The sequence below is a fragment of the Tistrella arctica genome (assembly GCF_039630945.1).
GTDB classification, from domain to species: domain Bacteria; phylum Pseudomonadota; class Alphaproteobacteria; order Tistrellales; family Tistrellaceae; genus Tistrella; species Tistrella bauzanensis.
Genome location: NZ_JBBKTV010000008.1, coordinates 291,898 through 306,016, shown reverse-complemented (window position 1 = coordinate 306,016; position 14,119 = coordinate 291,898). Strand labels below are relative to the sequence as shown.

General features: G+C 67.9%; 12 protein-coding genes. 6 read left to right on the top strand and 6 right to left on the bottom strand.

The features are described 5' to 3' along the window. The first annotated feature begins 75 nt into the window (after positions 1-75). Both alaS and WG924_RS19685 read left to right on the top strand, forming a co-directional pair. Complete coding sequence (alaS, locus tag WG924_RS19690) at positions 76-2,736, top strand: alanine--tRNA ligase (protein WP_345934803.1); 2,661 nt, start codon at positions 76-78, stop codon at positions 2,734-2,736. A gap of 229 nt (positions 2,737-2,965) precedes the next feature. Next, a complete protein-coding gene (locus tag WG924_RS19685) occupies positions 2,966-3,655 on the top strand; it encodes a hypothetical protein (RefSeq protein ID WP_345934802.1) in 690 nt (229 codons plus the stop codon). A gap of 61 nt (positions 3,656-3,716) precedes the next feature. On the opposite strand, the gene WG924_RS19680 is transcribed toward WG924_RS19685, so the two are convergent. The 3 genes from WG924_RS19680 to WG924_RS19670 form a co-directional block, all read right to left on the bottom strand. Then, positions 3,717-4,241 (bottom strand): GNAT family N-acetyltransferase, encoded by a 525-nt coding sequence (locus tag WG924_RS19680; RefSeq protein ID WP_345934801.1) that lies wholly within the window; start codon positions 4,239-4,241, stop codon positions 3,717-3,719. Further along, positions 4,238-5,380 carry a CobW family GTP-binding protein gene (locus WG924_RS19675; protein ID WP_345934800.1) on the bottom strand — a complete coding sequence of 381 codons (1,143 nt, stop codon included), beginning with the start codon at positions 5,378-5,380 and terminating at the stop codon, positions 4,238-4,240. The genes WG924_RS19680 and WG924_RS19675 overlap by 4 nt, the downstream gene beginning before the upstream one ends. A gap of 133 nt (positions 5,381-5,513) precedes the next feature. Continuing rightward, positions 5,514-6,731 carry an NADP-dependent isocitrate dehydrogenase gene (locus WG924_RS19670; RefSeq protein ID WP_345934799.1) on the bottom strand — a complete coding sequence of 406 codons (1,218 nt, stop codon included), beginning with the start codon at positions 6,729-6,731 and terminating at the stop codon, positions 5,514-5,516. Positions 6,732-7,008: 277 nt separating this feature from the next. Between WG924_RS19670 and WG924_RS19665 the strand changes: the two genes are divergently transcribed. Together WG924_RS19665 and WG924_RS19660 are read left to right on the top strand one after the other, a co-directional pair. Beyond that, positions 7,009-7,905, top strand: coding sequence for a hypothetical protein (locus tag WG924_RS19665; protein WP_345934798.1), 897 nt, complete (start codon positions 7,009-7,011; stop codon positions 7,903-7,905). A 173-nt stretch (positions 7,906-8,078) separates the two neighbouring features. Next, positions 8,079-9,365: a LysM peptidoglycan-binding domain-containing protein gene (locus WG924_RS19660; RefSeq protein WP_345934797.1), complete on the top strand. Its 1,287-nt coding sequence runs from the start codon at positions 8,079-8,081 to the stop codon at positions 9,363-9,365. Positions 9,366-9,384: 19 nt separating this feature from the next. Here WG924_RS19660 and WG924_RS19655 read toward each other — a convergent pair whose 3' ends face one another. After that, positions 9,385-10,644 carry an MFS transporter gene (locus WG924_RS19655; protein ID WP_345934796.1) on the bottom strand — a complete coding sequence of 420 codons (1,260 nt, stop codon included), beginning with the start codon at positions 10,642-10,644 and terminating at the stop codon, positions 9,385-9,387. A gap of 119 nt (positions 10,645-10,763) precedes the next feature. Further along, positions 10,764-11,363, bottom strand: coding sequence for a TetR/AcrR family transcriptional regulator (locus WG924_RS19650; protein ID WP_345934795.1), 600 nt, complete (start codon positions 11,361-11,363; stop codon positions 10,764-10,766). A 122-nt stretch (positions 11,364-11,485) separates the two neighbouring features. Here WG924_RS19650 and WG924_RS19645 point away from each other — a divergent pair, with 122 nt between their 5' ends. Both WG924_RS19645 and WG924_RS19640 read left to right on the top strand, forming a co-directional pair. Continuing rightward, positions 11,486-12,292, top strand: a complete 807-nt coding sequence (locus WG924_RS19645; protein WP_345934794.1) for an SDR family NAD(P)-dependent oxidoreductase — start codon at positions 11,486-11,488, stop codon at positions 12,290-12,292. Positions 12,293-12,339: 47 nt separating this feature from the next. Continuing rightward, positions 12,340-13,125, top strand: coding sequence for a 2-keto-4-pentenoate hydratase (locus WG924_RS19640; protein WP_345934793.1), 786 nt, complete (start codon positions 12,340-12,342; stop codon positions 13,123-13,125). Positions 13,126-13,127: 2 nt separating this feature from the next. Here WG924_RS19640 and WG924_RS19635 read toward each other — a convergent pair whose 3' ends face one another. After that, positions 13,128-14,114: an ABC transporter permease gene (locus tag WG924_RS19635; protein WP_372045140.1), complete on the bottom strand. Its 987-nt coding sequence runs from the start codon at positions 14,112-14,114 to the stop codon at positions 13,128-13,130. Positions 14,115-14,119: the final 5 nt, after the last annotated feature.

Below are 14,119 nucleotides of genomic sequence, written 5' to 3'. Positions count from 1 at the left end.
CGCCCTTGTCTGCGTTCCGGGCACTCCAGAGCCCCAGGCCCCCTTTGCGTTCAAACACGGGATGGCGTTTCGACCATGACCAGCGCGACCGAGATCCGCCGGACCTTCCTCGATTTCTTTGCGAAGAACGGCCATGAGGTCGTCGCGTCCAGCCCGCTGGTGCCGCAGAACGACCCGACGCTGTTGTTCACCAATGCTGGCATGGTCCAGTTCAAGAACGTTTTCACGGGTGCTGAAAAGCGGCCCTATGATCGCGCGACCAGCTCGCAGAAATGTGTTCGTGCCGGTGGCAAGCATAACGACCTGGACAATGTCGGCTATACGGCGCGGCACCACACTTTCTTCGAGATGCTGGGCAATTTCTCGTTCGGCGATTACTTCAAGGAACAGGCGATCGAGCTGGCCTGGAACCTGGTGACGCGCGAATTCGGGCTGCCCAAGGACCGCCTGCTGGTCACGGTCTATCACACCGACGACGATGCGGCGGCGCTGTGGCGTAAGATTGCCGGGCTTGGTGACGATCGGATCATCCGCATCCCCACCAGCGATAATTTCTGGGCGATGGGCGACACCGGCCCGTGCGGCCCGTGCTCCGAGATCTTTTTCGATCATGGCGAGGGCATCCCCGGCGGCCCCCCCGGCAGCCCCGACGAGGATGGCGACCGGTTCATCGAGATCTGGAACCTGGTGTTCATGCAGTTCGAGCAGCTGTCGCCGGGCAACCGGCTCGACCTGCCGCGGCCGTCGATCGACACCGGCATGGGGCTGGAGCGGATCGCCGCGATCCTTCAGGGCCATCACGACAATTATGACATCGATATCTTCCGCCGGCTGATCACCGCCTCGGCCCAGGCCAGCGGCACCGATACCGACGGCCCCTACAAGATGTCGCATCGGGTGATTGCCGATCATCTGCGCGCGGCCGGCTTCCTGATCGCCGACGGCGTGATGCCGTCGAATGAAGGGCGCGGCTATGTGTTGCGCCGGATCATGCGCCGCGCGATGCGTCATGCCCATAAGATGGGTGTGCCCGAGCCGCTGATGTATCGTCTGGTTCCGGCGCTGATCGAGACCATGGGCGATCATTATCACGAACTGCGCCGTGCCCGGGCCCTGATCACCGAGACGCTGAAGCTGGAGGAGACCCGTTTCCGCCAGACGCTCGATCGCGGCATGCGGCTGCTTGAGGAAACCACCCAGACGCTTGGCGCGACCGAGCGGCTGCCGGGTGATGTCGCCTTCAAGCTCTATGATACCTATGGCTTCCCGCTCGATCTGACCCAGGACGTGCTGCGCGCCGACGGCCGCGGCGTCGATACCGAGGGGTTCAATGCGGCGCTGGCCGAGGCACGGACCCGGGCGCGGGCATCATGGGCGGGCTCCGGTGAGGCTGCGACCGACCGGGTGTGGTTCGACGTCCGCGACACGGCCGGCGCCACCGAGTTCCTCGGCTATGGCGCGACCGACGCCGATGGTGTGGTCAAGGCGATTCTGGTCGATGGCGCACAGGTCGATGCCGCCGAGGCCGGCACCAAGGTGTCGGTGATCGTCAACCAGACCCCGTTCTATGGTGAGAGCGGCGGCCAGATGGGCGATACCGGCCGGATCACCACGCCTGAGGGGCTGGATATCGAGGTCACCGAGACCGCGAAGAAGCTGGGCGATCTGCATGTACATATCGGCCATGTCGTGGCCGGCCGGATCGCTGTGGGCGAGGCCGTGCATCTTGCGGTGGATGTGGCGCATCGCGACGCGCTGCGCGCCCATCACTCGGCCACCCATCTTCTGCACGCGGCGCTGCGTCGTCGCCTGGGCGACCATGTCACCCAGAAGGGCTCGCTGGTGGCACCCGACCGGCTGCGGTTCGATTTCTCGCAGCCGACGCCGATCGGGCGTGAGGATCTGAAGGCGATCGAGGCCGACGTCAATCGGCTGATCCGCAGCAATGCCGAGGTCGGTACCCGGCTGATGACCCCGGACGAGGCGATCGCGCAGGGCGCGATGGCGCTGTTCGGCGAGAAATATGGCGACGAAGTCCGGGTCGTCGATATGGGCGCGATCCTGGGTGACGACGGCCGCAACATGCCGTATTCGGTCGAGCTGTGCGGTGGCACCCATGTCAGCCGCACCGGCGATATCGGGCTGTTCAAGATCGTGGCCGAGGGCGGTGTCGCCGCCGGCATTCGTCGGATCGAGGCGGTGGCCGGCGATGCGGCGCTGGCCTTTGTGGAAATCCAGCAGGACCGGCTGGCCGAAGCCTCCGCGACCCTGAAAGTGGCGCCGGGCGATCTGGTCGACCGGATTTCCAGCCTGCTCGACGAGCGCAAGAAGCTGGATGTCGAGCTTGCCAGGCTGCGTCGTGAGATCGCGACCGGTGGCGCATCGGGGGGCGGCGAGGCGCAGATCGAAGAGATCGGCGGCGTGCGCTTCGCGGGCCGCGTGCTTGATGGCGTGCCGGCCAAGGAGCTGCGCGGCGTCGCCGATGCGCTGAAGAAGCAGGTCGGCTCGGGCGTGGTCGCGATTGTCGGCGTTCACGACGGCAAGGCCGGTGTCGTGGTCGGCGTCACCGACGATCTGACCGGCCGGTTCAGTGCCGTCGATCTGGTGCGCGCCGCCGCCGAGGCGATTGGCGGCAAGGGCGGTGGCGGCCGCCCCGATCTGGCGCAGGCCGGTGGCCCGGAGGCCGACAAGGCCGCCGATGCCGTGAAGGCCGTGGCGGCCGCACTCGCCGGCTGACCGGCTGTTGCGATTGTGAAAGCGTCCGAACGGGCGGCAGGCATCGGACCTGCCGCCCGTTTTTTCTGCCGGCGCCCGGTTCACCGGACGAGGGCGCGGGATAGGGCTGTCGGTGCCACAGCCTTCGGATGTATGTTTCATGTTCGTATCGCCCATGGATGGACGGTCCGTTGCGAAACAGGTCGATCACCGGCGGTGTGCTGCGTATCGGCGGACGGAGGACGGCTATATGGCCTTGAGGCATGGCGGGCTGACGCCCCTGGAGATCGGACCGTCCGGCATTGGCGGCCTTCTGGTGCTGACCTCCGGTGAGGTGACGCCGCGCATGACACGCGCGCTTTCGGTTATGCCGGGGATGGCGGGCATGGTGGCCGGGTGGATCAATGCCAGCCGGGCCCCGGGCCCCGAGAGCTGGGAGGCCGATAGCTGGGCCCATGCGATGACCCAACTGCCGTACACCACGCCCGGACAGCTCTCTCCCGGCCGTTTCTCGTTCACGGGGCCATCCGCGGCGCTACCGGCGGAATTGCTGGCATTGGTCAGCCCTGAGCCGGTTACGGGCGCATATCCCGCCTGGACCAGTCATCTGGCGACGCTGGCTGGGGAATTGAAATGGCGGGTGCGTGACCAGACCCGGTCATACCCGCTGGTATGGCTGGTCGTCTCGATCAGCCACCATAAGGCCTCGATCGGCCTCTGGCGAGCGGATCTCGGCGCCAGCGCTGCCGACGACCTGATCGCGAACCCGCCAGCCGCGGAGCCGGTCACCATCCACCAGGATTATGTCAGCGGGCGGTGGATGTTCGACATCGCCGTTCTCGATGACGACGCCAGCTATCGCAATCTGACCACGTTGCTCGATGCGGTCGACAAGGTGGATGTGAGGAGGATCCGGACCGGCTGCCGGCTCACGCTCTGATCACAGGCGCGGCCGGCGCGGCCGCCACGTCGTTCCGACGCGGTTCGTTGGCGGATTGCCCTCAATTCCAGTCGTCCGGCTCGGCGGTCGTCACCCGCAACAGGTGGAAGCCGGCCTTCAGATAGGTCGCGAAGGCGCGTGGGTGGTCGGTGTCGTCGGTGTGCAGCACGACGCTGCCGCAGCCGGCAGCGAAGGCGTGGCGGATGGCGTGATCGAGCAGGAATGCGCCCCAGCCGCGGCCTTGTGCGGCGGGGGCCAGGCCGAAATGCACGATCTCGGCGGCCGGTGCCTCGGGCGTGCCATGGGCGAGATCGAGTTCGACGAAGCCAAGCACCGTGCCATTGCCATCCTCGGCCAGGATCACCCGCCGTCCCGGCCGGGCCAGAATCGTGCGCAGGGCCTCAGGCGCCAGGTCCAGACGTCGCGACCAGCCATGTGGCGCCCCCACGGCCCGATATGCCGCGAGATAAGCCGCCGGGTCGCCATCGGCGATGCGCAGATGCAGATCGTGCGGCTGCGGGCGCGGCGGACCATCCGGCGCCCGGTTCCTGCCGAACCAACTGAAGATCACCCGTCTGCCGGTCATGACAGCGCCTCGCGGGCAAGACGGTCGAGTGCCGCCGCCGGATCGGCGTCGATGGTGATGGCAACCAAAGTGGGCTTGTCCGGCAGCGAGGCATCGGCGTTGAGCGGCATCGGCGGATAGAGCCGGTGCTGAACGCCGTGCAGCACCAGCGGCGGGCGCTCGCCCTCGGCCGGCAGCAGGCCCTTCAGTCGCAACAGCCCCGACCCCATCGCCGCCGCCAGATGCTCCGCCGCCCTGACGATCCGATCCTGCGGCGTGCCCGCGGGCAGGGTCCGCATGGCGGTGGCGATCCGGGCGTCGGCGGCGTGATGATGCCCGTGGTCGTGGTCGTGCCCGTGCCCGTGCCCGTGCCTGTGCCCTTGATCATGACCGTGCTCATGATCGTGGTGGTGATGCCGGTGGCCCGGCACCGCGCAACTGCCGTCCGCGCAGGCCATCCGGTTGGCGGCGGCTTCGGCGGCAAGCCAGGCCCGGGCGGTATCGCCATGGGCATCGGGCGCATAGGGCAGGGGGCTGATCAGCCTGTCGATGGCATCCAGCGCGGCGCGCCGGTCCATGATTCGTGCGCCGGCATTCAGGGCCGCGATCCGGGCCACAAGGGCAGTGGTGGCGGCTATGTCAGTCAGATCGGTCTTGGTGATCACGATCCTGTCGGCCAGGACCACTTGTCGCAGGGCTTCTTCATGACGGTCGATCTGGCCGGCACCATGTTCGGCATCGATACAGGCGATGATGCCCGACAGCGCGAAACGGGCGGCGACCAGCGGGTGGGCGGCCAGCGTGTGGATGATCGGCGCCGGATCGGCCAGACCGGTGGTTTCGATGATCACCCGGTCCAGCCTGTCGATGACGCCCCGGGCATGATCCAGATGCAGGCGCATCAGCGCGTCGGTCAGATCCGACCGCATGGTGCAGCAGATGCAGCCGGCATCGATCGCCACCTGACGCTCGCTTGCCGCGCGCAGCAAGGCGTGGTCGATGCCGGTCTCGCCGAACTCGTTCACCACCAGCGCGGTGGCAGGCGCCAGATCCGGACGGCGGCGGAAGATGTCGGCGATCAGGCTGGTCTTGCCGGCGCCGAGGAAGCCGGTGATCACCAGAACGGGAATGCGCCGTTCGGCCATGATGCGGTCGGCCATGATGGGGGCTGGTCTCCGGCGGGCGATGGATCAAGGCGACAACAGTAAGGGCGAACGACGACGCCCCGCAAGGCGTGGACCTTGCGGGGCGTCGTCTGGTCGGGCCGGTGCCCGCCGCGCGATCAGAGCCTGATCAGGAGGCCATGGCCTTCTTCAGGTTCTCGTCGATCTTGTCGAGGAACGTCGTGGTGTTGAGCCAGGGCTGTTCCTTGCTGATCAGGATCGCCAGATCCTTGGTCATGTGGCCGTCTTCCACCGTCTGGACGCAGACGCGTTCCAGGGTCTCGGCGAAGTTGATCAGCGGCTGGTTGTCGTCGAACTTGCCGCGATAGCCCAGGCCGCGCGTCCAGGCGAAGATCGAGGCGATCGGGTTGGTCGAGGTCTCGCGACCCTTCTGGTGCTCGCGGAAATGACGGGTGACGGTGCCATGGGCGGCTTCGGCCTCGACGGTCTTGCCATCCGGCGTCATCAGCACCGAGGTCATCAGCCCCAGCGAGCCGAAGCCCTGCGCCACGGTGTCGGACTGCACGTCGCCGTCATAGTTCTTGCAGGCCCAGACGAAGCCGCCTTCCCACTTCATGGCCGAGGCGACCATGTCGTCGATCAGGCGATGCTCATAGGTGATGCCGGCTGCCTTGAACTGGTCGGCGAACTCGGCCTCGAACACTTCCTGGAACAGATCCTTGAAGCGGCCGTCATAGGCCTTCAGGATCGTGTTCTTGGTGGACAGATACACCGGGTAATTGCGCTGCAGGCCATAATTCATGCAGGCGCGCGCAAAGCCGCGGATCGAGTCGTCAAGATTGTACATCGCCATGGCGACGCCCGAACCCGGGAACTTGAAGACTTCGTATTCCTGAACGTCGCCGCCGCCCTCGGGCTCGAAGCGGATGGTCAGGCGGCCCTTGCCGGGCACCTTGAAGTCGGTGGCGCGATACTGGTCGCCGAAGGCATGGCGGCCGATCACGATCGGCTGGGTCCAGCCCGGCACCAGGCGCGGCACGTTCTGGCAGATGATCGGCTCGCGGAACACGGTGCCGCCCAGGATGTTGCGGATCGTGCCGTTGGGCGACTTCCACATCTGCTTCAGATTGAATTCCTCGACGCGGGCCTCGTCGGGGGTGATGGTCGCGCATTTGACGCCGACGCCGTGCTTGGCGATCGCCTCGGCGGCATCCACCGTGACCTTGTCACCGGTCGCGTCGCGATGCTCGACGCCCAGATCGTAATAGAGCAGATCGACATCGAGATAGGGCAGGATCAGCTTGTCCTTGATGAACCGCCAGATAATGCGGGTCATCTCGTCACCGTCCAGTTCGACGACGGGATTGGCGACCTTGATCTTGGTCATGCGGACGATCTCCTCGGCGATACCGGTACCCAAAGGGCACCGTTGCGACCGGGGCGGCACCGCAGCCGGGACGGCTGCGGGCGGCAGAACGCCGGTCGCGATCGGCGCGCAACATAGCACCCTGCGCCGCACTTGCAAACCGGTGGGTCGCGGATTGGCGCATGGGGATGGCGTCACCGGTCGCGGACCTTGACCGGCGGCCGACATCGGCCGACCTTTGGGCCTGCCAGCCACCATGATCCGTCCATTGTCCGCGATCCGAAAGGCCGCTTGCCCCGTGTCCGACATCCCCAGCCTGATCGAGCATCCGATGGCGGTCACCCTGATCTGGCCGCTGATGATCGGCCTGCTGCTGCCGCCGGCGCTGCGCTGGCTGGCCGGCAGCACCACCGGCTGGCGGGTGGCGGTGGTGGCGGTGCCGCTGGGCCTGCTGGCCGGGCTGGTGCTGATGCTGGGCCGGCCGGCGCTGCCGCCGCCATCCAGCACCCAGAAGCTGCCCTATGTGCTGACGGCGGCCGCCGCCGCCGCGGCACTGATCGGTTTGTTGAACGGGCGGGTCGCGCGGGTCGCATCCGGCCTTGCCTGTGTGCTGGTGGTCGGCGGCGGCGTGCTGTGGATGCTGGGCGGCCGGTTGCTGCGTTACGAAACCGTCGATCTGGTGCTGCTGCTGGGCGGGCTGGGCCTGGGGCTTGGCGTGCTGATCGCCCGGCTGTCGCTGCGTGCCGACAGCGATGGTGCCGGCCGCATGGTGCTGGTAATCCTTGGCGCCGCCGGTCTCGGCGCCGTGGCGCTGCATGGCGGCACGGCATCGATCGCGCAGGCCGGTTTCATGCTGGCGGCGGCGGGGCTGGGCTTCCTGCCCTGGCTGCTGCTGCCCGGCCGTGCCGGTTTCGGGGCGGCCGGGGTGGTCGCTGCTGTCGGCGCCCTGGCCCTGATCGCGGCCCATCTGGTGATGTCGCGGCCAAGCGGGTTGATCGCCGCCTGTCTGGCGATCCTGCTGCTGGTGCCGTTCGCCGATGGCCCTGTGCTGCGGATCACCGCCCGTATCGGCGGCAGGCTCGGCGGTAACTGGGCGCGGCTGGCAGGGCTGGTGGTCCTGGCCGCCGTGGCGGTGGTGCCGGTGCTGATCGCGGTGGCGATCGCAATGCTGGTGGGCGCCGGCCTGCCGGGCTGATCCGAGGCACCCAAGGCCGGCGGGCGGCGGCCGGTCAGCGCTTGCGGGCCAGAAAGAAGCCGGCCGCCGGCCCCGTTGCACATTGAAGCAGAACCGCGTGGCGTTTAATGTTCCGAGCGGACGGGGAACGCGTGACCACGCCGGGGCGGCGCCGGTCCGCAAGGGAGGCATCGGTGACGTCACGCAGAATTGCCATCAGCGCGGTCCTGGCCGCGATCATTGCCATTGCGGCCGGCTGGCTGCTGTGGGGACGCGACGACGCGGCCCCGGTTTCAGCCGACATGCCGGCGCCGTCGGCCCCCGCTTCTGTGCAGGAGACATCGGCGCCGTCGGCGCCGGCTGTCCCCGCCTCCACCAGCCAGACGACGCCGGCCCAGACAGCGCCAGCCGCTCAGGTGGTGGCACCTTCGGAACCCGCGACGCCCGCCGCACCCGCAGCGCCCGCGACGACCACATCCACGGCGGCGCCGGCGCCGGCGACACCCGCCGCGGATGCAGCCGGCCGTGACGTGCTAGTGAAGGCGCCCGATGCCGATGTGGCGCCGGTGGCGGCACCGGCCACGGGATCGGTTCCCACACCCACGGCACCCAGCTTCGATATCGTCCGGGTCAATCCGCGCGGCGACACGGTGGTGGCGGGCCGGGCCGAGCCTGGATCGGATGTGGTGCTGCGCGATGGCGGCACCGAAATCGGCAGGGCGCGGGCCGATGATCGCGGCGAATGGGTGATCCTTCCCGACAAGCCGCTGAACCGTGGTACCCGCGAACTCGACCTGGACGCGACCCTGCCGGGCGGGGCGCATGTCAAATCCGACGACGTCGTGATGCTGGTGGTGCCCGATGACGCGCCGGAGGCCGCCACGGCCACTGTCGCCGACCGGGGCGAGGCGGCGCCACCGGCCACACAGGAACAACCCCTGGCTGTGCTGGTGCCGCGTGACGGCGATGGTGTGGGCCGGCTGCTTCAGCGCAGCGACCCGGATGCCGCCGGGGTGTCGCAAGGCCCGCTCAGCCTGGAGGTGATCGACTACGACGCCGAAGGCCGGGTCAGCCTGTCCGGGCGGGCCAAGGCTGGTTCAGAAGTGCGGATCTATCTGGACAACGATCTGATCGCCACCGCCCGGCCCGATCCGGATCGTGGCGGCCTGTGGGTGGTGACCCCCGAGGGCCGGATCCCCGAGGGCAAGGCGATGCTGCGCCTGGATCTGATCGATGGCGACGGCACGGTTCTGGCCCGGCTGGAAACGCCGTTCTCGCGCGCCGCATCGCCGATGCTGCTGCCGGAAGGCCAGACCTATGTCGTCATCCAGCCCGGCGATTATCTGTGGCGCATCGCCCGTGCCACCTATGGCCAGGGCCTGCGCTATACCACCATCTTCGAAGCCAATCGCGACCAGATCCGCAACCCCGACCTGATCTATCCGGGGCAGGTCTTCGTGCTGCCCGAGGGGCAGAGCTGAGACGGGCAGGGCCGGGGCCTCAGCCGCCGGCCCGCCGGCTTGACACCAGCGCCGCCACCACGCCCACAAGGCTGATCACGCCTGCGACGATGCCCACCGCGCCGAAACCCCACGCGGCCATCACCAGCCCCATGGCGCCGGCGCCGATGCTGATGCCCAGATAGGTGATGGCGCTCATCAGCGCCATCACCAGCCCGCGCGCAAGGCCGGCGCGTTCCGTGGCCAGTGTGTTGACGGCGGTCACCACCAGTCCCTGAGCCAACCCCCACAGGATCAGCACGGCCTGGAAGGCGACCGGAACGCCCATCACGCGCGGCAGGGCCACCAGGGTGATTGCCAGCACCGCCAGGGCCAATGTCAGCACCCGGTCCTTGCCGACCCGGTCGACCAGGCGGGCATTCAGCGTCGACCCCGCCAGCCCCAGCCCGTACCACAGCACGATGCCGCCGGCGGCGGCGGCGCCACTACCCTGAGCCATGCGCAGTGCTGTGCCGACATAGGCATAGATGCCATAGAACGAGACCATGTTGGCAAGGTTGGTGGCCAGCAGCGCCGCCACCCCCGGCCGGGTCACGGCGTGGGCCAGTCGTTCCAGAAATCCGGCGCCGCTGTGACCGGCCGTCTGCTGAACCCCGCCCATCCGGCTGGCCACCGATGGCGGCTGCGGCAGCCGCAGCACCGCCATCGCCAGGACCAGGATCAGCCCGGCCGCCAGGAATAATGTGCCCCGCCAGCCCAGATGCTCGCCCGCGATGCCGGCCAGCGGCACGCCGGTGACCATGGTGATCGCCCAGCCGAACATCACCCGGCCCATCACCCGGCCGCGGGCGGCGAACGGCACCATATCGCCGACATAGGCATAGATCGTCGGCAGGACGGCGCCACAGGCGAAGCCGGAGAGCACCCGTGCCGCCAGCAGCACGCCGAAGCTGTGCGCGGTCGCGGCGATGACGCCCGCGACGGCCGCCAGCACCATGCCGCCCGCGATCAGCCGCCGCCTCGGCAGATGGCCGGCAAACAACCCGAACAGCGGCGCCGATACGGCCACCGCCAGGCCATAGGCGCTGATTGCCAGCGCCGCATCGGTGACATCCATGGCGAAATCGGCCGCGATGTCGATCAGCAGCGGCGCCACGGCAAAGGCCTCGGTGCCGATGCCGGCTACGGCCGCGATCAATGCCGCGACCGCCCAGCCGGGCAGACCGCCGCCCGTTGGTACCGCACCGGCCGTATCGGCTGCAAGGTCGGTGGAGGATGAAGGCGGGCAGGCGGTTGACATCGGGCGGCACTTTCCGGCGGGGGCGAAGCAGAGCCGCAGGATAGCCGAACGCCTGTTTGGCGAAAGGGGCAATAGCCTTGCATGAAGCGCGGGCATGGCAGACGGCGGCCGCAGACCCGTCAGGCGGCCGCCGTCGAGGGACGGTCGACCAGGGCCAGAGCCGAACGCACGATCGCTTTCAGAAGCTCCGGTTCCGGACGCACGCGCGCCAGCGTCCGCACCCCGATCAGCGCGCCCAGCAACTGCGCCGCAAGGTCGCGTGCAGGCAGGGCACCGGTGATGCTGCCATCGGCCTGACCGGCGATGATGCAGTCGGTGAAGAACGTCTCGATCTGGATCAGGACCTGTGCCACCACGCGGCGGAATCCAGGATCATGGGGCGCCACTTCAAGGGCGGCGTTCACCAGCATGCACCCCTTGTGGTCTGGATCGGCCAGCGACCGGGTAAGGATGTCGTCGAAGAAGCCGTCGAGTGCGGCACGTGGCGGCAGTTCTCGGCAGCGGCGGATGCGGTCGGCAATACTGCGGTCGACGTAATGGTCGAGCGCCCTGGCATAGATGCCGCGCTTATCGCCGAAAGCATTATACAGGCTGGCACTGGTAATTCCGGTGCTTTCGACCAGATCGCGGATCGATGTCAACTCATACCCTTGGGCCCAGAAACACCGAGCCGCGGCCATAAGAACATAATTTTCGTCAAATTCACGCGGACGTGCCATCGGGAAGCCTGACCACCTTACGTCAAATGGAGATGCGGGCGTGGTCGACGTCTTGCCAACCGTTCTTGAACGTGCATTATAAAACAAGCGATATAAAACACAATGACATCCGGAGAACGACCATGCGGATCGACGGTAAGCGGGTACTGATCACGGGCGGTTCCAGCGGCATCGGACTGGCCCTGGCCGGGGCACTGGCGGCTCGCGGAGCCCGGCTTGTGATCACCGGCCGACGGCCGGACGTGCTGGCGGCGGCGGTCGACGGACTGCGCGGTGATGGAGCGGTGGTGACCGGGGTTACGGCCGATATATCGACGCCTGAGGGGCGGCGCGAAACGCTGGACCGGACGTTGGAGGCGCTGGGCGGGCTTGACGTCCTGATCAACAATGCGGGCGGCGTGCGCGCCGGGCGGCTGGAGGCGATGACCGAGGCGGATATCCTGGCGATGATCGCGACCGACCTGACCGCGCCGATCCTGCTGACACGGGCGGCGCTGCCGGCGCTGCGTCAGAGCGGCGATGCCATGATCGTCGACATCGCATCGGGCATCGCTTTGGTCGGCGTGCCGTTCTATGCGACCTATGCGGCGGTGAAGGCAGGGCTCGGCCGGTTCGGCGAGGCGCTGCGTCGCGAACTCAAGGGCGAGGGCGTCCATGTCCTGACCGCCTATCCCGGCGGCACCGATACCCCGATGATGGCGTCGAACCGCGCCGGCCCCGATCTCGGCTTCTCACGCGAGCCGGCATCGGACGTTGCCGAGGCCATTGTCGAGGGGATCGAGACCGACGCCTTCGACGTGGTGCGCGGCGGAGACACCCGCGCCAGGATGATCGCCCTGAACACCAGCGATCCGGCTGCGGTCGATGCGCGGTTTCAGGGGTTGAAGCCCGCGCTGGAGGCTGCGGTGAAGGATCATGCGGCCCTTTGAGGGCACGATGTGTCCCCGGCCGGATGGAGATGACGGAGATGACGGCGATGAGCGATCCCGAAGCCACCCCCATGCATGCCATGACCACCGGCCAACGGGCGGCGCTGGCGCTTCGCCAGTGGGCGGATTATCGCGCCGGCACGCCCGGCACCTGTTTTGCCGCGCCGGATTTTTCCATCGGCCTCGACGACGCCTATGCCGTTCAGGATGCCGTCGCGGCGTTGAGGGTGGCGGCAGGGGATCGCGTGGCCGGCTATAAGCTTGGCTGCACCGGCCCCGGTACCACGACGCAGTTCGGCATGGCGGGGCCTATCCGCGCCCGGCTCTTTGACAGCGAGATCCTGCCCAATGGCGCGGTGGTCGAGGGGGGGCGCTTCGACAACCTTGCCATCGAAGGCGAGATGGCGTTGAGGATCGGCGCGGATGGTGCCATCGAGGCGGCATTCCCGGTGATCGAACTGCACCATTTCGTGTTCCGGGGACAGGTGAAGACCCTGTCGGAACTGGTTGCCAATAATGGTCTCAATGGCGGCATCGTACTGCCCGACATCTCGTGGCAGCGGTTGTGTGTGGGGGTGTCGGGGCCGATGCCGGTTCTGTCGGTGCGCATCGACGGGCAAGAGGTCGGCGCGGGCGCGCCCTGGCCGCTCGGCGGTGGCGCCCGGGCCTCGCTCGACTGGCTGCGGGCGCATCTGGCAGGCTTCGGTCTGGCGCCGCAGCCGGGGCAGATCATCCTGGCCGGAACCGTGCTGGCGCTCTATCCGACAGCGCCCGGCGCCCGCGTCGACATCTGCATCGACGGGGCGCCGGTGACGCGCTGCACGGTACTCTGAGGTCAGCCCCGCCCCATCAGCATCCGATAGCGGATCTGGTCGAAGACCACGGCCAGGATCAGCAGCAGGCCCAGCAGCACCATCTGCATATACGAACTGACCTGTGCCAGGTTCATCCCGTTCTGGACCAGAACGATGAAGAAGGCGCCGAGCACCACATTCTCGACCCGGCCGATGCCGCCGCGCAGCGACACGCCGGCAATCACGCAGGCGGCGATGCTTTCAAGCGCGATGGTGCCGCCAAGATTGGCCTCGCCCGACTCGACCCGCGCGGTCAGCAGCAACCCGGTCAGCGAGGCGATCAGCGCACAGATCACATAAGCGAAGATCAGCGTGCGCCGGGTGTGGATGGCCGAGAGATGCGCTGCCTTCATGTTGCCGCCGATCGCATAGACATGCATGCCGATGCGGGTGCGGGTCATCACCACCCACATGGCCAGAGCGGCCACGATCGCGACCAGCACCGGCACCGGCACCCCGAACAGGCGCCCGAAGCCGAACAGATCGGCGAAGGCGAAGGGCAGCCCCGACACCGGCACGCCGCCGGTGAGGAACAGCGAGATGCCGGCCGCGACCGAACTGACCCCCAACGTCATGATGAATGGCGAGACGCCGAAATAGGCGACGCCGATGCCGTTGCCGAGCCCGATCAGCGCGGCGGCGCAGAAGCCGGCCAGGGCGCCGCCGATGATCACCAGCCAGACGGCATCCGGAAACATGGCGCCGAGGGTGGTCATGGCCAGCGCCGAGACCACCGAGGTGACGGCAACCGCCGCCCCCACCGAGAGATCGAAGCCGCCGGTGATCAGCACCAGCATCTGCCCCAGCGACACCAGCAGCAGATAGACCGACTGACGGGCGACATTGACCAGGTTGTCGACGCTCAGAAACCGGTCCGAGGTGATCGAGAAGATGATCAGCGCCCCGGCCAGAAAGAACGGCAGCACCCCCAGCCGGATGAACAGGCGGCGGGCGGCCGCCGCGATCATGGTTG